Source organism: Nonomuraea sp. NPDC003754, assembly GCF_053605785.1.
This window is the reverse complement of record NZ_JBSGJX010000007.1, coordinates 242,198-262,366: the sequence shown is the minus strand read 5'-3', so window position 1 is coordinate 262,366 and position 20,169 is coordinate 242,198. Positions and strand designations below refer to the sequence as shown.

Here is a 20,169-nt window from a genome sequence, read left to right as displayed (position 1 = left end):
CTATGAGCGCCTGATGAGCACGCGGCGATGAAGACGTCAAGGTAACGACGGTCCGGACGGCACTGCCAGCCTCCCGGGCCGAGTAAGGGAGTGCAGTGGCGAAGGTCCGGGTATACGAGCTCGCTAAGGAGTTCGGCGTCGAGAGCAAGGTCGTGATGGCCAAGCTCCAGGAGATGGGAGAGTTCGTCCGTTCGGCGTCCTCGACCATAGAAGCGCCGGTAGTCCGCAGGCTCACCGAAGCTTTGGGCGTATCCAAGCCCACGAAGGGCGGCGGTTCGCCGTCCAAGCCGCAGCCGCCGAGGGCTGCCCCCCGGCCGGGCGACGCCCAGGCCGGCAGTGGCGCCCCTGAGGCGCCTGTCTCGTCGAGCCCGCGTCCGGGCCCGATTCCGAAGCCGGGGCCGCGCCCCGGTCCCGCCGGCGGCACCCCGCGTCCGCCGGTTCCGATGCCTCACCAGACGCAGCCGGAGGCCGCGCGCACCGAGCAGCCGCGCGAGGCCCCGCAGGCGCCTCGCTTCGAGGGTCCGCGCCCCACGCCCGGTCCTCGTCCCGGCCCCGCCGCGCGTCCCGGTCCGCGTCCCGGCCAGCAGGGCGGCCGTCCCGCCGGTCCTGGTGGCCAGCAGCAGGGCGCGCCGCGTCCGGGCGGTCAGTCCGGTCCCGGCGGCCAGCGTGACGGTGGCCCGCGTCCCGGTCCCAAGCCCGGTCCGCGTCCCGGCCCCCGTCCCGGCAACAACCCGTTCTCGTCCAACGCGACCGGCATGGGCCAGCGCCCGCCGCGTCCGGGTGGCCCGCGTGACGGCGGTCCCCGCGAGGGCGGCCCGCGTCCCGGTGGCCCGCGTGACGGCGGTCCGCGCGACGGCGCGATGCCGCGTCCGCCCGCCGGTCGTGGCCAGGGCGCTCCCGGCGCCGGCGGACCGCGTCCCGGTCCTGGTGCCGGTGGTCCGCGTCCCGGTCCCGGTGCGGGTGGTCCCCGTCCCGGTGGTCCGCGTCCCAACCCGATGATGATGCCGCAGGGCCGTCCTGCCGCTCCCGGTGGCGGCGCGGGCCGTCCCGGCGGCGGTGGCGGGCGTCCCGGTGGTGGCGGCGGCTTCGCCGGCCGTCCCGGTGGCGGCGGTGGTCGTCCCGGTGGCGGTGGCGGCGGCGGTTTCGCCGGTCGTCCCGGTGGCGGCGGCGGCGCCGGCCCGCGCACCGGCACCGGTGGTGGCGGTGGCGGCGGTGGTTTCGCCGGCCGTCCCGGTGGTGGCGGTCGCGGTCGCGGCGGCGGTACCGCAGGCGCGTTCGGCCGTCCCGGCGGCCGTCCGGCGCGTGGTCGCAAGTCCAAGCGCCAGAGGCGCCAGGAGTTCGACAACATGTCGGCGCCGTCGATCGGCGGCGTGCAGGTTCCGCGCGGCAACGGCGCGACGATCAGGCTTCCGCGTGGTGCGTCGCTGTCCGACTTCGCCGACCGCATCGGCGCCAACCCCGCGTCGCTGGTGCAGATCATGCTGCACCTCGGCGAGATGGTGACCGCCACGCAGTCGGTCAACGAGGAGACCCTGCAGCTTCTGGGCGCCGAGCTCGACTACAACATCCAGGTCGTCAGCCCGGAGGAGGAGGACCGCGAGCTTCTCGAGGCCTTCGACATCGAGTTCGGCGAGGACGAGGGCGACGAGGGCGACCTCGCGGCGCGTCCGCCGGTGGTGACCGTCATGGGTCACGTCGACCACGGTAAGACCAAGCTGCTCGACGCCATCCGCAACACCAACGTGGTGGCGCGCGAGGCCGGTGGCATCACCCAGCACATCGGTGCCTACCAGGTCGCCACCGAGCACGAGGGCGAAGACCGGCGCATCACCTTCATCGACACCCCCGGTCACGAGGCGTTCACCGCCATGCGTGCCCGTGGTGCCAAGGCCACCGACATCGCTGTCCTGGTGGTCGCGGCCGACGACGGTGTGAAGCCGCAGACCATCGAGGCGCTCAACCACGCCCAGGCGGCCGACGTGCCCGTCGTGGTCGCGGTCAACAAGGTCGACAAGGAGGGCGCCGACCCCAACAAGGTCAGGGCCCAGCTCACCGAGTACGGCCTGGTGGCCGAGGAGTACGGCGGCTCAACCCTGTTCGTCGACATCTCCGCCAAGAACGGGACCGGCATCGAGAACCTGCTCGAGGCCATCCTGCTCACCGCGGACGCCGAGCTCGACCTGCGGGCCAACCCGTCGATGGACGCCCAGGGCATCACCATCGAGGCGCGCCTGGACAAGGGCCGCGGCCCCGTCGCGACCGTCCTGGTCCAGCGCGGCACGCTGCGCGTCGGCGACTCGATCGTCTGTGGCGAGGCCTTCGGCCGCGTCCGGGCGATGCTCGACGACAACGGCGACCCGGTGGACGAGGCCACGCCGTCCTTCCCCGTCCTGGTGATGGGTCTGACGGCCGTGCCGAGCGCCGGAGACAACTTCATCGTCGTCTCCGACGACCGGATGGCCAGGCAGATCGCCCAGCAGCGCGCGGCGCGCAAGCGCAGCGCCGACATGGCGAAGTCGAGCCGTCGCCGCACCCTCGAGGAGCTGTTCAGCGACCTCGAGAAGGGCCGCGTCGACGAGCTCAAGCTCATCATCAAGGGTGACGTGTCCGGTTCGGTCGAGGCCCTGGAAGACGCCCTGCTCAAGATCGACGTCGGCGACGAGGTCAGGCTCCGTGTCCTGCACCGCGCCGTCGGTGCGATCACCGAGTACGACGTCAACCTGGCCGTCGCCGACGACAACGCGGTCATCATCGGCTTCAACGTCAGGCCCGAGCCCCGGGCCCGCGACCTGGCCGAGCGCGAGGGCGTCGACATCCGCTACTACTCGGTCATCTACCAGGCGATCGAGGAGATCGAAGCGGCGCTCAAGGGCATGCTCAAGCCCGAGTTCGAAGAGGTCCAGATGGGCACCGCCGAAGTCCGCGAGGTCTTCAAGGTGCCGAAGATCGGCAACGTCGCCGGTTCGCTGGTCCGCACGGGCACGATCGTGCGCAACAGCAAGGCCCGGCTCATCCGGGACGGTGTCGTCATCGCCGACAACCTCACCGTGTCGTCGCTGCGTCGCTTCAAGGACGACGCGACCGAGGTCCGCGAGGGCTTCGAGTGCGGTATCGGTGTCGGGTACAACGACATCAAGCTCGACGACGTCATCGAGACGTACGAGATGCGGGAGAAGCCGCGCGTGTGACGCACGGTAGGGCGCCCGGCGAGGCCTTCGCCGGGCGCCCCTCGCACGTCGGCGTTCTTGCGGCTCTCCCACCCTGGCCCCGGGACCTGTTCCCGGGCGCCACGGCCCTGAGCGGCCGTCGTGGACGAGCGTGTCCCGGGGCCGCGCGGCGGTCCCCTCCGGGGCCGGCCGCGGGGCTTGCCCGCCGGCAGGGTGCGGCCCGGGTCCGGGCCGCCGTGCCCGGTGCCGCCGGGCCGCAGGCGGACCCGACGCGGCCGCCGCGCTCCGCGGCGGGCGTCGCCCGAGGGCGGAAGCCGGACGAGCCGGCGAGGTGTGCAGTCTCACCCCTACGAACCGGACTAACCGCTCGTACGGGTACGTTGTCGATACTGGTGCCGATCGTGTCCGCACGGACGGCACCGCCGCACGCCAGGGGACGGCCCGGGCGCGCGGAGCGTGCGAGGAACCGGACAGGGCTCTCCACCGCGGCCCGCCCGGACGGCCTCGCCCGCGACCGGACATCGGACCTGCGGTGGTTGCCAACGATGTATGTCGGTGCCCTGACCCTGGACATCCTGCTCGGCGACGTGCACTCGCTGAAGCAGAAGCGATCCGTGGTGCGTCCCATCGTCGCCGAGGTGCAGCGGCGCTTCCCCAGCGTCGCCGTCGCCGAGACCGGCCATCTCGACCTGCACCGCAGGGCGGAGATCGGCATCGCCGTCGTCTCCGCCACCGCGGGCAACTGCGGCGAGGTGATGGACGCCTGCGAGCGGCTGGTGGCCTACCGCCCCGATATCGAGTTGCTGTCGGCCAGGCAGCGGCTCTACAACGACGAAGACTGACCGAACACTAGGGGGATCAAGATGGTGGACGCCGCACGGGCACGCAAGCTCGCCGACCGCATCCAGCAGGTCGTCGCCGAGATGCTGGAGCGCCGGATCAAGGACCCGCGCCTGGGCTTCGTGACCGTGACCGACACACGTATCACCGCTGACCTGCGGGAGGCGACGGTCTTCTACACGGTGTTCGGCTCCGAGGCCGAGCGCGCCGACAGCGCCGCGGCGCTGGAGAGCGCGAAGGGGATCATCCGCTCGGAGGTGGGCAGGCAGACCGGCGTCCGCTTCACTCCGACGCTGACGTTCAAGCACGACCCGCTGCCCGACAGCGCCCGCCAGATGGACGAGCTGTTCGCGGCGGCGAAGGAGCGTGACGCGGAGGTGGCCAGGCGGGCCGAGGGCGCCGCCTACGCGGGTGAGGCCGACCCGTACAAGAAGCCGGAGCTCGACGAGGACGAGGACGAGGACGAAGTCTCCGATCGCGCGGGATACTCCGCGACGTGACGCCGGACGTGCGTGACGAGACCCGCCGCCGGTCCGCCGGACCTCCTCCGGGTACGGCGGGCGGCGGTTCGGCGCGCCCCGCGTCCGCCGGCGCCCCCGAACGTGCGGGCCTGAGCACGCAGGCGGGCGGTCCGGTCGCGGGAGCACCGCAGGCGATCCCCGAAGCGGTGTGGGACCGGGCGCTCGAGCTGATCCGCGACGCCGACGAGGTGGCGCTGGCCTGCCACATCTCGCCCGACGGCGACGCGCTCGGCTCGATGCTGGCCGCGGCCAAGGCACTGGTCGCGATGGGCAAGCGGGTGGTCGCCTCCTTCGGCGAGCGCAGGTTCGCGGTTCCCAGGCTGCTGCGGTTCCTGCCCGCGCAGGATCTGCTCACGGTCCCCTCCGCCTTCCCCGCCGAGCCCGAGGTGATGATCACCTTCGACTCCTCGACGCTCGACCGGCTCGGGCTGCTGGCGGCCAACGCGGGCAAGGCACGGGAGGTGATCGTCGTCGACCACCACGCCTCCAACCACGGCTTCGGCACCGTGAGCCTCATCGATCCCGGTGTGGCGGCGACGGCCGTCCTCACCGAGGAGCTGATCCGGCGCCTCGGGCAGCCGCTCGACCGCGACATGGCGACGCTGCTGTACGTCGGGCTGGTGACCGACACCGGCTCGTTCCGCCACTCCTCGACGACGCCTGCCGCGCACCTGATGGCGGCCAGGCTCGTGGCGGCCGGGCTGCGCACCGACGAGATCGCCCGCGAGCTGTGGGACCGTTCCCCGTTCGGGTACCTGAAGGTGCTCGGCGCGGCCCTCGACCGCGTGGTGCTGGACGACGACCTGGTGTGGACGTACGTCACCCACACCGACAGGGCCGCCTACGGCCTGCCGTACTCCGAGGTGGAGGCGATCATCGACGTGATCCGCCGCACCGACGAGGCCGACGTCGCGGTGGTGCTGAAACAGGACGACGACGGCGTGTGGCAGGTGTCCACCCGTTCCAAGGGCGGGGTCGACGTCGGCGCGATCTGCACGGCGCTCGGCGGCGGCGGCCACCGGTACGCGGCGGGATTCACCTCCCACGACGGCGTTGACGTGACGATGGACCGGTTTCGAGAACTGCTGAGGAAGAGTAGATGGCCGAGAGCGGTCTGATCATCGTGGACAAGCCCGCCGACTGGACCTCCCACGACGTGGTCGGCAAGATGCGGCGCATCGCGGGCACCCGGCGGGTCGGGCACGCCGGCACGCTCGACCCGATGGCCACCGGCGTGCTGGTGATCGGCGTGGAGAAGGCGACCCGGCTGCTGGGACACCTCGCGCTGACCGAGAAGGTCTACGAGGCGACGATCAGGCTGGGCGTCACCACCAACACCGACGACGCCGAGGGCGAGGTCATCGCCACCGCGGCGACGGACGGTGTGACGGCCGAGGCCGTGCGCAAGGGCATCGAGGCGCTGACCGGACGGATCATGCAGGTGCCTCCGCAGGTGTCGGCGATCAAGGTGAACGGCGAGCGCGCCTACAAGCGGGCGCGGGCCGGCGAGGAGGTCGAGCTGGCCGCCCGGCCGGTCACCGTGTACGACTTCGCCGTCGAGTCCATCGACGGGCCCGACATCAGGGCGACGATCAGGTGTTCCAGCGGGACCTACATCAGGGCCCTGGCCAGGGACCTGGGGGCGGCGCTCGGGGTCGGCGGTCACCTGACGTCGCTGCGGCGCACCAGGGTGGGGCCGTACGACCTGTCCCTCGCCAGGACGATCGAGGAGCTGGCCGGTGAATGCGTGGTGCTGCCGATCGGCGCGGCCGTGTCGGCGGCCTTCCCCCGGCGGGACGTGACCGCCGAGGAGGCGCGGGTGATCTCGCACGGCGGGCGGCTGCCGTCGGCCGGGCTCGGCAAGGGGCCGATCGGGGTGTTCGGGCCGGACGGGGAGCTGCTGGCGCTGGTGGAGGAGCAGGGGCGCACCGCTCGCCCCCTGGCGGTCTTCGCCGGCTGACCGGCTCCCCGGCGGGGCTACGGCTTGCGGGCGACCATGATGTCGCGGACGATCGCCTGGTCCACCCAGTGGGCGAAGTCGGGGTAGTCGCACACCTCGAGCCCGTGCGCGGCCAGGATGGCGGCGAGGTCGTCGCGCGACCCGCCGTAGGTGTTCCAGGCGATGCCGATCGCGCCGCCCGGCCGTAGCAGCTCTGCCCACACCGGCACCGCCTTGGCGATCAGCTGGAGCGGGCTGCGGGACAGGCCCGTCGCGCCCTTGCTGCCGTGCTGCACGCCGTACGGCGCGTCGGTCACGACGACGTCGAACGAGCGCGGCCTGAAGAACTCGCGGCCGCGCAGGGTGTCGGCGTTGACCACGGCCACCTGCTGCGTCTCGCCCGCCTTGAACGCCTCCTTCGACAGCCCGAACGACACGTTGAGCCGCCGGCCGATCAGCGCCCGCTCCCGCCTGACCGGCACGGTCTCGGCGGTGTGCTTGAGCCGCTTGTTCTTCAGCCACGTCTTGAGGAAGCCGCTGTAGGCGTCGAAGTCCTTGCCGTCGACGTCGATGCCGTAGGCGTCGTAGCCGTACATGAGGGCCTGGTTGAGCGTGGTGCCACGGCCGCACATCGGGTCGAACACCGACAGATGGCCGTCCAGCGGGAAGTCGGAGGCCAGCACGGTGACGTTGAGCAGCAGCTTGGTGAAGTGCTCGTTGGTCTTGCCCGCGTACTTCTGGATGGTGATGAGGTCGCTGGAGAGCCGGTCGAGCGGGCGCATCTGCAGGGGCCGCAGCAGGTCGCCCTCGATACCGAAGATCGCGTAGACGGACGACAGGTTCGACAGCAGCCCGAGGTCGGGCTCGTCGGCCTCGAACGTCACGTACGGCACGCCGCCGATCCGCGTCTCCTCCACGTCGGAGACGGCCGCGAAGACCTCCAGCTCGCTGCGTGTCAGGCGGACGGCACTCTCGCCGTAGACCCGGTTGAAGGCGGGCAGGATCAGCAAGGCGTATCGGGACATGCAGCGGATGGTACCGCCTGGGCTGTTTCGCCTGCTCCCGGTCGGAACACCGGCACCCGCCGTCACCCCGTTGCGAAACACCCCGCGCGGCATGGCACGCTTGAGGGTGGTTGATCCGCCACGAGAGCGAATGGGGCGCGGGCGTGCAGGAGTCGGGAAGATCCGTCGTCACTGTCGGCGTGTTCGACGGCGTGCATCTCGGTCACCGGCGGGTGGTCGAGCGCGCCGTGGCCGTCGCCCGCTCGCTCGGCCTGCCGTGCGTGGCGCTGACGTTCGAGCCGCATCCCGCCGAGGTCGTCAGGCCCGGCACCCAGCCGCCCCGGCTGACCACCGCGCGGCAGCGGGCCGAGCTGCTGGCCGCGCTGGGCGTCGACGAGGTGCTTGTGGTGCCGTTCACGATGGAGCTGTCGCGCCTCAGCCCCGCCGACTTCGCCCAGAGCGTGCTCGCCGAACGGTTGCGCGCGGCGGCGGTCGTGGTCGGCGCGAACTTCGCCTTCGGCCACAAGGCCGCCGGCGACCCCGCGACCCTGCGCGAGCTGGGCGACAAGTACGACTTCACGGTCGAGGAGATCCCCCTGGTGTCCGGTGTTTCATCCACTCTGGTCCGCGAGCTCGTCGCCGCGGGCGACGTCGAGTCCGCGGCCGAGGCGCTGGGCCGCCCCCACCGGGTGGAGGGTGTCGTCGTGCGCGGCTACCAGCGCGGCCGCCAGCTCGGCTTCCCCACGGCCAACGTCGAGACCGCGCCCAACACCGCCATCCCCGCCGACGGCGTCTACGCGGGCTGGCTGCGGTGCGTCGCGGTCGGCAACCTGCCGGCCGGCTACGACGGCTGCGTCTGGCCCGCCGCCATCTCGGTCGGCACCAACCCCACCTTCGAGGGCGTGCCGCGGACGGTGGAGGCCTACGCGCTCGACCGGGACGACCTCGACCTGTACGGCATGCACGTGGCCGTCGACTTCGGCGCGCGCCTGCGCGGCAACACCAGGTTCGACTCCATCGAGGCGCTCATCGACCAGATCCATGCCGACGTGGCCGAGGTCCGCCGCCTGACCGGCGGACGGCCGCACCCCGCCTGAGCACCTGAGGAACATCTGTGGGACACCATGTGGACGAGGGAGCCGGCGGCCGCCGGGCCCTGGCGTCGTTGCGTGCCGACTGCGCGAGCTGCGCCGGCCTGTGCTGCGTCGTGCCGGCGTTCGCGGCCTCGGCCGACTTCGCGATCGACAAGCCGGCCGGAACGGCGTGCCCGAACCTGCGCGCCGACCACCGCTGCGGCATCCACGCCCAGCTGCGGGACAAGGGCTTCCCCGGCTGCACCGTCTACGACTGCTTCGGCGCCGGCCAGCAGGTCACCCAGGCGGGTCTGGCGGGCCGGGCCGGCGAGGTCTTCCCCGTCATGCGCGACCTGCACGAGCTGCTCTACTACGTCACCGAGGCGCTGGGCTGGCCGGCGGCCGAGGCCGTCCACGGGGAGCTGGGCCGGGCCGCCGACGAGATCGAGGAGCTCATCGGCGGTGACGCCGACGTCCTGGTGAAGGCCGACACGGGCGCGCTGCGCGCGGCGGTCGCGCCCCTGCTGCGGCAGGCCGGCGAGCTGGTGCGCGGCCACGGCGGGCAGCGGCTCGGGCGCACGATGAAGCCGGATCTCATGGGCGCCAGGCTCAAGGGGGCCGACCTGCGCCGCGTGAGCCTGCGGGGCGGCTACCTGATCGGCGCCGACCTGCGGGGCGCGGACCTGCGCGGAGCCGACGTGATCGGCGCCGACTTCAGGAACGCCGACCTGAGCGGCGCCGACCTGCGCGGCTGCCTGTTCCTCACCCAGTCGCAGCTCGACGCCGCCAGGGGAGACGCGGCCACGCGCATCCCGCCGTCGCTCAGCCGCCCGGGACACTGGCGACGGGGGTGACCGCCACGGGCGGCGTACGGACGGTTCGGCCGCGGCCCGGCAAGAACGATGTGTCAGGGAGCGGACCGCAATGGTAACCTTGCATGTCGGCTCTGTAACGGTGGCGCTGTGCGCTGCCCTGAAGTGCCTTCTCGCGGCGACTGTAGGCACGCACGGTCGCTCGCAATCTCATCTCATCGACGCGTGTCCGTAGATCGAAGGAGAGCCGTGTCCCTCGACACCGCTGCCAAGAAGGCAATCATCGCCGAGTACGCGACGGCCGAGGGCGACACCGGGTCGCCCGAGGTGCAGATCGCGCTGCTCAGCAAGCGCATCAGTGAGCTCACCGAGCACCTCAAGACGCACAAGCACGACCACCACAGCCGTCGTGGCCTGCTGCTGCTCGTCGGTCGCCGGCGTCGCCTGCTGAAGTACCTGCAGAACAACGACATCGCGCGTTACCGTTCGCTCATCGAGCGGCTGGGCCTGCGCCGATAAAGTAGGAAGGGAGCGGCGCCCGGCGCCGCTCCCTTCGCATATGGCATCCGGCGCGCCTAGTGTCGGACAACTGAATATCCGAGACGCACTGAAAGCCCCCGCGTCCGCTACAGCACCATGCGACCCGCGACGCCTGCGGGCCGGTCCTCGGTAGTGGCTTCCGGTCATCGTGACCGGGCGCTTCGATCGAAGACCGGCGCTGCACCTTACGAAGGGTGCCGGTGAAAGAGGGCGCGGGTGACCAACCATCAAGGAGGTCCCCCGTGGAGGGTGTCCACACCGCCGAAGCCGTCATAGACAACGGCTCGTTCGGCACGCGCACGATCAGGTTCGAGACCGGCCGGCTCGCCCGGCAGGCGGCCGGCTCCGCCGTCGCCTACCTCGACGGCGAGACGATGGTCCTGTCCGCCACCACCGCGTCCAAGAGTCCCAAGGACAACCTCGACTTCTTCCCGCTGACGGTCGACGTCGAGGAGCGCATGTACGCCGCGGGCCGCATCCCCGGCTCGTTCTTCCGCCGTGAGGGCCGTCCCTCCGAGGACGCCATCCTCACCTGCCGCCTGATCGACCGGCCGCTGCGCCCGTCCTTCGTCAAGGGCCTGCGCAACGAGGTCCAGGTCGTGGCGACCGTCATGGCGCTGCACCCCGACCACCTCTACGACGTGATCGCGATCAACGCCGCCTCGCTGTCGACCCAGCTGGCGGGGCTGCCCTTCTCCGGCCCGATCGGCGGCGTCCGCGTCGCGCTGATCGACGGCCAGTGGGTCGCCTTCCCGACCCACCCCGAGCTGGAGCGCGCGACCTTCGACATGGTCGTGGCCGGTCGCGTCCTCGACGACGGCGACGTCGCGATCATGATGGTCGAGGCCGAGTCGACCAACCACACGCTCAAGCTGGTCGGCGAGGGCGCCGCCGCCCCGACCGAGGAGAGCGTCGCGCAGGGCCTCGAGGCGGCCAAGCCGTTCATCAAGGTGCTGTGCGAGGCGCAGTCCAAGGTCGCCAAGGTCGCGGCCAAGGAGACGGCCGAGTTCCCCGTCTTCCTCGACTACCAGGACGACGCGCTCGAGGCCGTCGAGGGCGCGGTCAAGTCCGAGCTCGCCGCGGCGCTGACGATCGCCGGCAAGCAGGAGCGTGAGGCCGAGCTCGACAGGGTCAAGGGTCTGGTGGCCGAGAAGCTGCTGCCCGACTTCGAGGGTCGCGAGAAGGAGCTGAGCGCCGCCTTCCGCAGCCTGACCAAGAAGCTCATGCGCGAGCGGGTCATCAAGGAGGGCGTCCGCATCGACGGGCGTGGTCCGAAGGACATCCGCGCGCTCAACGCCGAGGTCCACGTGGTCCCGCGGGTGCACGGCTCGGCGCTGTTCGAGCGCGGCGAGACCCAGATCCTGGGCATCACCACGCTGAACATGCTGCGCATGGAGCAGGTCGTCGACACGCTCAACCCCGAGCGGACCAAGCGCTACATGCACAACTACAACTTCCCGCCCTACAGCACGGGTGAGACGGGCCGCGTCGGCTCGCCCAAGCGCCGCGAGATCGGCCACGGCGCGCTGGCCGAGCGGGCGCTGATCCCGGTCCTGCCGTCGCGTGAGGAGTTCCCCTACGCCATCCGCCAGGTCTCCGAGGCGCTCGGCTCCAACGGCTCCACCTCGATGGGTTCGGTCTGCGCCAGCACGATGGCGCTGCTGGACGCCGGTGTCCCGCTCAAGGAGATGGTCGCGGGCATCGCCATGGGCCTGATCGGCGAGGGCGACACCTACGTCACCCTGACCGACATCCTGGGCGCCGAGGACGCCATGGGCGACATGGACTTCAAGGTCGCCGGCACCAAGGACCTCATCACGGCCCTCCAGCTCGACACCAAGCTCGACGGCATCCCGGCCTCCGTGCTGGCCGCCGCGCTGAAGCAGGCCAAGGGCGCCCGCCTGGCGATCCTCGACGTGATGCAGGAGGCGATCGACTCCCCGGCGGAGATGAACCCGACCGCGCCGCGCATCATCACCATCAAGGTCCCGGTCGACAAGATCGGCGAGGTCATCGGCCCCAAGGGCAAGATGATCAACCAGATCCAGGACGACTCGGGCGCCGAGATCACCATCGAGGACGACGGCACGATCTACATCGGCGCGACCGACGGCCCCTCGGCCGAGGCCGCCCGCAGCGCGATCAACGCCATCGCCAACCCGCACATGCCCGAGGTGGGCGAGCGCTACCTGGGCACGGTCGTGAAGATCGCCGCCTTCGGCGCCTTCATCTCGCTGATGCCGGGCAAGGACGGCCTGCTCCACGTCTCGCAGATCCGCAAGCTGCACGGCGGCAAGCGCATCGAGAACGTCGAGGACGTCATGGGCGTCGGCGAGAAGATCCAGGTGGAGATCGCCGAGATCGACTCGCGGGGCAAGCTGTCGCTGGTGCCGGTCGAGGTCATCGAGAAGGAGGCCGCCGCCAAGGAGGCCACCGCTGCCGCCGCGCCGGAGGAGGAGGCCGCTCCGGCCGCCGCCGCCCCCGCCGAGGACAAGCCGCGCGAGGACAAGCCCCGCCGTACCCGCACCAGGGTCCGCAAGCCCGCCGCGACCGACGGAGAAGACCGGAACTCGTGACCGAGCGAAGCGAGGGCACCAGTAGACACAGCGCCGTGGTCACGGGGCCGACGAAGGAGGCCTCGTGACCACGGTCACGCTGCACCCTGGCAGGGACGGTGCCGGGGTGGTCAGGCGCACCGTCCTTCCCGGTGGGCTGCGTGTGGTGACCGAGACCATGCCGACCGTGCGCTCCGTCGCGGTCGGCATGTGGGTCGGCATCGGCTCGCGTGACGAGGCCCCCGAGCACATGGGGGCCACGCACTTCCTCGAGCACCTGCTGTTCAAGGGCACGCCGACGCGTGACGCCATGCAGATCTCCGCGTCCATCGAGGGCATCGGCGGCGAGATCAACGCCTTCACCGCCAAGGAGTACACCTGCTACTACGCGCGGGTGCTCGACGAGGACCTGCCGCTGGCCGTCGACGTGCTGGCCGACGTCGTCACCTCCTCGCTCGTCACCGAGGAGGACGTCGAGTCCGAGCGTGGCGTGATCCTCGAAGAGATCGCCATGCACGACGACGACCCCTCCGACGTGGTGCACGAGCAGTTCTCGGCCGCCCTGTACGGCGACTCGCCGATCGGGCGGCCGATCCTCGGCACGGTCGAGTCCATCAACGCCCTCGGGCGTGACCGGATCGTCGAGTACTACCGCACCTACTACCGGCCGCCGCGCACCGTCGTCTCCGTCGCCGGCAACATCCAGCACGAGCACGTGGTGGAGCTGGTGGCGCGGGCCTACGAGCGGGCGGGCGCGCTGGAGGGACCCCGCGAGTGCGCGCCGCCGCGCACCAGCGGTCCCGGTGCGCCGAGCCGGTCGGAGGTCAGGGTGCTCGACCGGCCCACCGAGCAGGCCAACCTCGTGCTGGGCACCACCGGCATGTCGCGCACCGACGACCGGCGCTTCGCCCTCGGCGTGCTCAACGCGGCGCTGGGCGGCGGCATGTCGTCCCGGTTGTTCCAGGAGATCAGGGAGAAGCGCGGCCTGGCCTACTCCGCCTACAGCTACACCTCCGCCTACGCCGACACGGGGCAGTTCGGGATCTACGTGGGCTGCCTGCCCTCGAAGATCGACGACGTGCTGCGGATCTGCCGCGACGAGGTGGCCAGGGTGGTCTCCGACGGGATCACCGAGGAGGAGATCCTGCGCGGCAAGGGCCAGATGCGCGGCGGGCTGGTGCTGGGGCTGGAGGACACCGGCTCGCGGATGTCGCGGATCGGCAAGAACGAGCTGGTCTACGACGAGTTGATGTCGGTGGACGAAGTGCTGGGACGTATCGACGCGGTCACCCCCGAGGAGATCGCGGCGGTCGCCAAGGACGTGCTGAACCGCCCGCTGACCCTGGCGGTCATCGGCCCGTACGCGGACAAGGACTTCTCCTCGGCGATCTCCTGACGGCACAGCGGGGTCAAGGCCACCGGGGTCACTCGGTGGCCTTTTCGCTTGCCTGGCCACTCCAGCGGGCCGGCACTGCCCGCCGCGCCGCCGTGGCTGTGGGGCGCGTGGGGCCCTGGCCGTGGCTGCGGGGCCCGTGGATGGTGTGACGGCGGACCCTCGGGGCCCGTGAGGCCCATGACTCCGGCCCCGTGGGTCGGTCGGGGGTGTCGCGTAACGGCGGCCGGCCCCGTGCGCTGGAGTGGCGTCACCCTGGACAGGGACCGGCCCCGTGCCTGGGGTGGGCGTGGGCCCGCTTGCCGTACGGGGAGAAGGACGCGCCGGGGCCGTACGGGCGGAGGCGGCCCGATAGGGTGGGGGCGTGATGAGAGTGGGTGTGCTCGGGGCGCGCGGCAAGGTCGGCGTCGAGGTGTGCAGGGCCGTCGAGGCGGCGACCGACATGGAGCTCGTGGCGGCCGTCGACAAGGACGATCCGATCGAGTCGCTCGAGGGCGCGCAGGTGGTCGTCGACTTCACCCATCCCGACGTGGTCATGGGCAACCTCGAGTGGGCCATCTCCCACGGGATCCACCCGGTGGTGGGCACCACGGGGTTCGACGAGGAGCGGCTGGCCACGGTGCGTGGCTGGCTGGAGCGCTTTCCCGGCACCAACTGCCTGATCGCCCCGAACTTCGGCATCGGCGCGGTGCTGATGATGCACTTCGCCCAGCAGGCCGCCCGATACTTCGACTCGGTCGAGATCGTGGAGCTGCACCACCCGAACAAGGCCGACGCCCCTTCGGGCACCGCCCGCCGGACGGCGGAGCTGGTGGCGGAGGCGCGGGCCAAGGCGGGCATGGCGGCGATGCCCGACGCGACCAGCTCAGCGCTCGACGGGGCGCGCGGCGCCGACGTCGGCGGCGTCCATGTCCACTCCGTACGGCTGGCCGGGCTGATCGCCCACCAGGAGGTGCTGCTCGGCGGCGCCGGCGAGATCCTGACGATCAGGCACGACACGATGAACCGCGCCTCGTTCACGCCGGGCGTGCTGCTCGGCGTGCGCAGGGTGGGCGAGCTGCCGGGGCTCACGGTGGGCCTGGAGGCCCTGCTCGACCTGTAGCCGGCCCGAGCCACCGGCGCCAACCGGCGAACCGCCGGCGCGACCCGTCGGCGTGACCGGCTCGAACCACCGGCGCCAACCGGCTCGACCCGGCTCCACCCGTGAAAATGAATGTGCCCATGCCGAAGCATGGGCACATTCTGTGGAGGGGTTCCGGCTCCGCACAGCCGGCACACGATCATCACACTAATGCCAGTGCACACCATCCAGGGAAAGGTGCGTGCGTGTCGATGGTGCGTTGGGCGGACAAGGACGAGCTGGCGGGGCTGGCTGATGTCGAGCGTGCGGCCGATGGCCTGTTCGCGCAGGTCGGAATCGTTTTCCCGCCGGGCACCACGATGGTCGAGGAGTGTGACGACCCGGGCAGGGTGCTGGTGGAGGGCAGGGGCTTCGCCATGATCAGCATGGTCGACGGCAACGTCCATCTCGACCAGCTGGCCGTCCATCCTGACAGCATGCGGCAGGGCATCGGCGGCAGGCTCGTGGCGGCCGTGGCCGACCACGCGCTGGCCGTGGGCGCGCCGGGGGTGACCTTGACCACGTTCCGCGACGTGCCGTGGAACGGGCCGTGGTACGAGCGGCACGGTTTCGCCGTCATGGACGACCCGGGGCCGGAGCTGCGCGCCATCGTCCGGCACGAGCGGGAGCTCGGCATCGAACTCGCGCCACGGATAGTGATGTACCGTCCCGTAGTGTGAGGTTTCGCGACGAACTGTGGCGGGCGATGGACGGTGTCTATCGCCAGATCCTGCGGCATCCCTTCCTCGAAGGGCTCACCGACGGCTCGCTCCCGCGCGAGGCCTTCCGCCACTACGTCATGCAGGAGGCGCACTTCCTGCCCGACTACGCCAGGGCGCTGGCCGCCTGCGCCGCCAGGTCGCCGCAGCCGTCAGCCGTGCACAGGTTCGCCGCCGACGCCGCCAGGACCGTCGAGGTCGAGCACAGCCTCGTCCTGGAGCTGCTGGCGGCGTTCGGGCTCGACGAGGCGGAGGCGCTGAAGTCGCCCGCCGGACCGACCACAGTGGGTTACGCGTCGTACCTGGTGCGGACCTGCTCGCTGGGCACCTTCCCGGAGGCGCTGGGCGCGATCGTGCCCTGCTACTGGATCTACGCCCGCGTCGGGGAGAAGCTGCTGGCCGAGTCGTCGCCCGACCCGCTCTACGCGTGGTGGATCGAGACCTACGGCGGCGAGGACTACCAGGACACCGTCGCGGGCGTGCTCGACCTGCTCGACGGCCTGACGCTGACCGCCGACGAGCGGGAGCGGCTGGTGGAGCGGGCGATCACCACCGCCCGGTTCGAGTGGATGTACTGGGACGCGGCCTGGCGCCAGGAGAGCTGGCCATGCGGCTGAGGGACCTCGTCCACGACGACCACCTCGCGCTGAAGGTGCTGACCGGCCACGACCTGCTCGACCGCAGGGTGCGCGGCGTCGCCACCACCGACCTGCCGGACCCGTCCCGTTTCGTCAAGCCGGGCGAGCTGGTGCTGACCGAGCTGACCTGGCACACCGGCGCCGAGTCCGCGACCGCCTTCGTGCGCGGCCTGGGCGACGTGGCGGCGCTCGTGTGCGGCACCGCGCTCAAGGTCCCGCCGTCCGACCTCATCGACGCCTGCGCCGCCGCGGGGCTGCCGCTGCTCACGCTGCCGGTGGACGTGCCGTTCAGCCAGGTCACCGAGCAGGTGCTGCGGGCGCTGATCGCCGAGCTGGGCGCCGCGCCCCGCCGGTCGCCCGGCGGACGCCGGCGCCTGGCCAGCACCCTGGTGGACGGCGGCAGCCTCACCAAGCTGGTCGACACGGTCGCGGGCGAGCTCGACGTGCCGTGCTGGGTGATGTCGGCGACCGGACGGGTGATCGTCGGCTCGCAACCGCTCGACGAGGACTCCAGGGCGCGCCTCGCCCACACCTTCCTCACCGCGCGCTTCCTGCCCGGCATGGTCGACCGCCTGTCGGTCTTCCCGATCAGCAAGGGCGCCCCGCACCGGATCGCCAACTGGTTCCTCGCCTACCAGGGGGAGGGCGCTCAGGGCGACAGCGAGGACGTCCTGGTCGAGCTGGCCGCTCTCGTCGCGCTCGAACGCTCGCGCCTGGAGGCCGCCCAGCGCATCGAACGCCGCGTCCTCGACCAGTTGCTGCGCCTGCTGGAGTCGGGCGACGCGTCCCTGCCGGGGCTCGTCTCCCGCCTGCACACCCTCCACGTGGAGACCGAGCACGGTCTGCTGGTCGTCGCCCTGACGGCCGCGGGGCCCGAGGTCGGCGTCGCCGTCCTCGACGAGCTGCTGCGCCCGCTCGCGCCCGGCATCGTGACCGCGGCGGGGGAGGAGGCCATCGCGCTGGTCCCGCTGGCGGGCAACAGCGCGGCTGAGCTGACCGACCATCTGGTGAAGGGCGCCCGCATCCTCGAGGCGGGGCTGGGCGACGAGCGGATCGCGCTCGGCGTCAGCAGCGTGACCACCGGGCCCGCCGGGTTGAGCGGGCTGATCGAGGAGGCCAGGCACGCCCGCTCGCTCGCCTCCCTCGGCGCCGAGCGGGTCAGCGTGGTGACCGGCGACGACGTCAGCTCGCACCGGACGCTGCTGGCGGCGATCCCCGACCCGCTGCGGCGCTCGTTCAGGGCGCGCCTCCTGGGACGGCTGGAGTCCTACGACGCCACGAACCAGACGGACCTGCTGGAGACGCTGGAGACGTTCCTGGAGGAGTCGGGGTCGTGGTCGGCGACGGCGGACCGGCTGCACGTGCACGTCAACACGCTGCGCTACCGGTTGAAGCGGATCGAGGAGCTGACCGGGCGGTCGCTGAACTCCTGGGACCAGCGGGTGGACTTCCTGCTCGCGTTGCGGATGCGATAGCCGCGCGGGCTCGGCGGTTACGTCGGGGTCACCGGGTTCCCGAAAAGTGCGATCTTCCTGCGCCGGGCACGCGGAACCAGACTGCTGCCATGAGCATCGTGACTCGCATGGACTACCAGCCCTTTCCTCCGGACCCGCACAACCACAAGCCGAACTCGCGCCACTCCCTGGTGCTCGACCCGGCCCGTCCTGACGGTCGTTACGTGAAGAACCTGGTGCTGAACTTCGAGAAGCTCGCGCCGGACGAGATCATCCCCGTGCACTTCCACACCAGCGAGGAGGTCCTCATCATCGACGACGGCGAGGCGGAGGCGTTCTACGACGGGGAATGGCAGCCGGTGGGGCCCGGGTCGGTCATCCTCGTGCCGCCCGGCGTGTCCCACGGTTTCCGTAACCTGTCGGGCGGCACGGTACGGCTGCACGCGGTGTTCGGCGGCTCTGTGGTCGGCACTCAGCTGCTGGAACGCAGCCCCGCGCCGGGCACGGAGGACGAGCCGGTGCCACCGCTGTCCATCCTCGACTTCCGCGCCTACATGTACGGCACCTGACCCGCCTCAAGGGCGTCCTCCGCGGAAGCGACGCCCTTCGTCGTTGACTTGCAAGATCTTTCTCACCGCTCATGGCTGTTCCTGCGTTCCTCGACCCCGGGGCAGGCGGCGGCCGTCTACCCCGGGCGGGGTTCTCCCCGAGGCTTCGTCCGGAGCAGACCGGGGCATGCCGGGCTTCGGAGACCAGGAAGAGCGTTCCGGAGGTAGGGGGGTGCAGGTCGGCCAGCAGACGAAGGGCGGCGGCCGAAGAGGAGCCCGGCCTCGCATTGATCACGACCAGCCGCCGGCCCGCGTCGGCGGGGATGTTCGGCCTGTCCTCCGCGAGCCGCGGCGCGTCGAAGTCGAGATGCCCCGCGAGGAGGGCGTGCGCCATCCGGTTCCAGCCGAGCACATCGCTCCTGCGCCCGATGACGTACGCCGGCACCATCCCGAACGACTCGATCATGACCGCGAGACCGCGGAGCCGCTCGGGGCGGATCTTCTTGCGCCGCGCCTTGGTCGGCCTCGCCAGGCTGTAGAGGCGCGCGGTCTCGTCCAGCCGCAGCGCGCGGGCGAGCGCGTCGAGCACGCCGTCGGAGGCGTTCCTGCTCTGCCCTTGTTCGAGCCGTATGTAAGCGTCGGCGTCGCCGTCCTCGTCATGGTCGCGACCGCCACCGGCGGGCAACACGATCGCCTGCACGGCTACCACCTGGCCTACCTGACAGCCGCCCTCTGCTGCCTCATCGGCGCCCTGGCCGTAGCCCTTTCCCGCCGTACGCCCTGATCTCGGCCGCCGCCCTCAGCCATCGCCCTTGGCCCGGCGTCGTCATCCACGTCGTCGGGCAGTCTGAGGGCCTGGGGCCTGTCTTCCGCCGGTTCCCGGTCGGCTGTGCTCCCCCGGTACCCGTGGTCGCGATCGCTCACTGCTCTTCCTGGCTAGCGGAGTGATATGGGCGGGATGGGGACCCGGTTCGGTGCGCGGCCGGAGGCGGCGTGCCACGCCGGCGGCCGGCGCGGTGGGCGGGGCTCGGTCCAGCTGGTCGACGTGCGGGCGGCAGACTTCCTGCACCTCGTGGCACAGGAGGGCGGACGTACGGCGGCTTGCCCTGAGCACGCTCGTCGAGATGGAGACGAAGGGGCCCGGTACGGCGCGGCTGACGTCATGGAGCGTGCCCAGGGGAGGGGGTTGGCTGTTGCTGTCGTCAACGACAACTAGGTCGCGGCCGTGACGACGTTCCTCGAACGCGAGGGGTTGGCTGGCCCAGGTCAATTGCCGTCAACCCGGTCCAGCAGGCCGTAGAGATGGTCTAGAAAGGCGTCGACGTGACGTATGTCGTATCCGGGTGAGGCCATCGAGAAGCCATGGAGGATCGAGATCCCGCTCGGATGGTTCTTCTCCCTGCGAACGGCGGGCTCCCTTCCTTCGAGGCCCGCAATGATCCGTTCGATGTAGGCATCGACTTCTCGCTGGTTGTAGCCCCGCCCCGATACGAGCGGGAGTTCAGTGGCGCGAATGTCCAACACCAGTTGAGCCCGCCGCCTTTGGATCCTGGCCCATTGTCTGCTGCCGTCTCGGAAGCTACGCGTCGCGCGTTCGCCGACCACCAGGAGCGCGCCACCCACCACGAGGGTCCCGCCGATCAGCCCCATCCCGAAGGCGACCGCCGCGGCATCCTCCTTCTTCTCCTCATAGCTGTCGGGCCCCGTCCGGCGGCTCGAGCAATAATCGCCGCTGCTCATCCTCTCGCCGCCGCACCTGGGCTCCTGCGCGTCCTTCGACACCACAAGCCAGACCAGTAGCACCACTGCCCCGATGCCCAGCATCCAATAGCCCAGCTTCAACGCC

At 71.3% G+C, this 20,169-nt stretch carries 17 protein-coding genes and 1 pseudogene; 15 read left to right on the top strand and 3 right to left on the bottom strand.

The window, feature by feature from the left end:
• The first annotated feature begins 95 nt into the window (after positions 1-95).
• The 5 genes from infB to truB all read left to right on the top strand — a co-directional run bounded on the left by infB (position 96) and on the right by truB (position 6,488).
• Positions 96-3,188 (top strand): translation initiation factor IF-2, encoded by a 3,093-nt coding sequence (gene infB / locus ACWEVS_RS12065; protein WP_449916987.1) that lies wholly within the window; start codon positions 96-98, stop codon positions 3,186-3,188.
• 524 nt (positions 3,189-3,712) lie between these two features.
• Positions 3,713-4,009 (top strand): DUF503 domain-containing protein, encoded by a 297-nt coding sequence (locus tag ACWEVS_RS12060; RefSeq protein ID WP_354906737.1) that lies wholly within the window; start codon positions 3,713-3,715, stop codon positions 4,007-4,009.
• Between the two features lie 21 nt (positions 4,010-4,030).
• Complete coding sequence (gene rbfA / locus ACWEVS_RS12055; RefSeq protein ID WP_354906736.1) at positions 4,031-4,507, top strand: 30S ribosome-binding factor RbfA; 477 nt, start codon at positions 4,031-4,033, stop codon at positions 4,505-4,507.
• A complete protein-coding gene (locus ACWEVS_RS12050) occupies positions 4,504-5,646 on the top strand; it encodes a DHH family phosphoesterase (RefSeq protein ID WP_449916984.1) in 1,143 nt (380 codons plus the stop codon). The genes rbfA and ACWEVS_RS12050 overlap by 4 nt, the downstream gene beginning before the upstream one ends.
• The gene (truB, locus tag ACWEVS_RS12045) at positions 5,628-6,488 is read left to right on the top strand and encodes a tRNA pseudouridine(55) synthase TruB (protein ID WP_449916982.1); all 861 of its coding nucleotides are present in this window, start codon (positions 5,628-5,630) and stop codon (positions 6,486-6,488) included. Before ACWEVS_RS12050 ends, truB begins: the two co-directional genes overlap by 19 nt.
• Before the next feature lie 17 nt (positions 6,489-6,505).
• Here the strand turns inward: truB and ACWEVS_RS12040 are convergent, their stop codons facing one another.
• Entirely contained in the window at positions 6,506-7,492 is a 987-nt protein-coding gene (locus ACWEVS_RS12040; RefSeq protein ID WP_449916979.1) for a TRM11 family SAM-dependent methyltransferase, read from the bottom strand.
• A 113-nt stretch (positions 7,493-7,605) separates the two neighbouring features.
• On the opposite strand from ACWEVS_RS12040, the gene ACWEVS_RS12035 reads away from it, so the two are divergent.
• From ACWEVS_RS12035 to ACWEVS_RS11990, 10 genes are all read left to right on the top strand, one after another.
• Positions 7,606-8,568 (top strand): bifunctional riboflavin kinase/FAD synthetase, encoded by a 963-nt coding sequence (locus ACWEVS_RS12035; RefSeq protein WP_354906845.1) that lies wholly within the window; start codon positions 7,606-7,608, stop codon positions 8,566-8,568.
• Between the two features lie 17 nt (positions 8,569-8,585).
• The gene (locus ACWEVS_RS12030; protein WP_452551286.1) at positions 8,586-9,398 is read left to right on the top strand and encodes a pentapeptide repeat-containing protein; all 813 of its coding nucleotides are present in this window, start codon (positions 8,586-8,588) and stop codon (positions 9,396-9,398) included.
• Positions 9,399-9,605: 207 nt separating this feature from the next.
• Positions 9,606-9,875: a 30S ribosomal protein S15 gene (rpsO, locus tag ACWEVS_RS12025; RefSeq protein ID WP_354906731.1), complete on the top strand. Its 270-nt coding sequence runs from the start codon at positions 9,606-9,608 to the stop codon at positions 9,873-9,875.
• A 263-nt stretch (positions 9,876-10,138) separates the two neighbouring features.
• Positions 10,139-12,472, top strand: a complete 2,334-nt coding sequence (locus tag ACWEVS_RS12020; RefSeq protein WP_449916972.1) for a polyribonucleotide nucleotidyltransferase — start codon at positions 10,139-10,141, stop codon at positions 12,470-12,472.
• A gap of 64 nt (positions 12,473-12,536) precedes the next feature.
• Positions 12,537-13,847, top strand: a complete 1,311-nt coding sequence (locus ACWEVS_RS12015) for a M16 family metallopeptidase (protein WP_354906729.1) — start codon at positions 12,537-12,539, stop codon at positions 13,845-13,847.
• 361 nt (positions 13,848-14,208) lie between these two features.
• The gene (dapB, locus tag ACWEVS_RS12010; protein WP_452551284.1) at positions 14,209-14,946 is read left to right on the top strand and encodes a 4-hydroxy-tetrahydrodipicolinate reductase; all 738 of its coding nucleotides are present in this window, start codon (positions 14,209-14,211) and stop codon (positions 14,944-14,946) included.
• Positions 14,947-15,176: 230 nt separating this feature from the next.
• Entirely contained in the window at positions 15,177-15,644 is a 468-nt protein-coding gene (locus ACWEVS_RS12005) for a GNAT family N-acetyltransferase (RefSeq protein WP_354906843.1), read from the top strand.
• A complete protein-coding gene (locus ACWEVS_RS12000) occupies positions 15,641-16,300 on the top strand; it encodes a TenA family protein (RefSeq protein WP_354906728.1) in 660 nt (219 codons plus the stop codon). The genes ACWEVS_RS12005 and ACWEVS_RS12000 overlap by 4 nt, the downstream gene beginning before the upstream one ends.
• The gene (locus ACWEVS_RS11995; RefSeq protein ID WP_452551283.1) at positions 16,291-17,796 is read left to right on the top strand and encodes a PucR family transcriptional regulator; all 1,506 of its coding nucleotides are present in this window, start codon (positions 16,291-16,293) and stop codon (positions 17,794-17,796) included. Before ACWEVS_RS12000 ends, ACWEVS_RS11995 begins: the two co-directional genes overlap by 10 nt.
• A gap of 89 nt (positions 17,797-17,885) precedes the next feature.
• Complete coding sequence (locus ACWEVS_RS11990) at positions 17,886-18,344, top strand: cupin domain-containing protein (protein WP_452551282.1); 459 nt, start codon at positions 17,886-17,888, stop codon at positions 18,342-18,344.
• Between the two features lie 376 nt (positions 18,345-18,720).
• On the opposite strand, the pseudogene ACWEVS_RS11985 reads toward ACWEVS_RS11990, so the two are convergent.
• Positions 18,721-18,771 (bottom strand): annotated as a pseudogene (locus ACWEVS_RS11985) (hypothetical protein); the annotation flags it as partial.
• Between the two features lie 818 nt (positions 18,772-19,589).
• Positions 19,590-20,165, bottom strand: coding sequence for a DivIVA domain-containing protein (locus ACWEVS_RS11980; RefSeq protein ID WP_452551280.1), 576 nt, complete (start codon positions 20,163-20,165; stop codon positions 19,590-19,592).
• Positions 20,166-20,169: the final 4 nt, after the last annotated feature.

Coding starts and splice junctions, on each gene's coding strand:
- ACWEVS_RS12060 (WP_354906737.1), top strand. CDS start 3,713: ATGTATGTCGGTGCCCTGACCCTGGACATCCTGCTCGGCGACGTGCAC.
- rbfA (WP_354906736.1), top strand. CDS start 4,031: ATGGTGGACGCCGCACGGGCACGCAAGCTCGCCGACCGCATCCAGCAG.
- truB (WP_449916982.1), top strand. CDS start 5,628: ATGGCCGAGAGCGGTCTGATCATCGTGGACAAGCCCGCCGACTGGACC.
- ACWEVS_RS12040 (WP_449916979.1), bottom strand. CDS start 7,492: ATGTCCCGATACGCCTTGCTGATCCTGCCCGCCTTCAACCGGGTCTAC.
- ACWEVS_RS12005 (WP_354906843.1), top strand. CDS start 15,177: ATGGTGCGTTGGGCGGACAAGGACGAGCTGGCGGGGCTGGCTGATGTC.
- ACWEVS_RS11995 (WP_452551283.1), top strand. CDS start 16,291: ATGCGGCTGAGGGACCTCGTCCACGACGACCACCTCGCGCTGAAGGTG.
- ACWEVS_RS11990 (WP_452551282.1), top strand. CDS start 17,886: ATGAGCATCGTGACTCGCATGGACTACCAGCCCTTTCCTCCGGACCCG.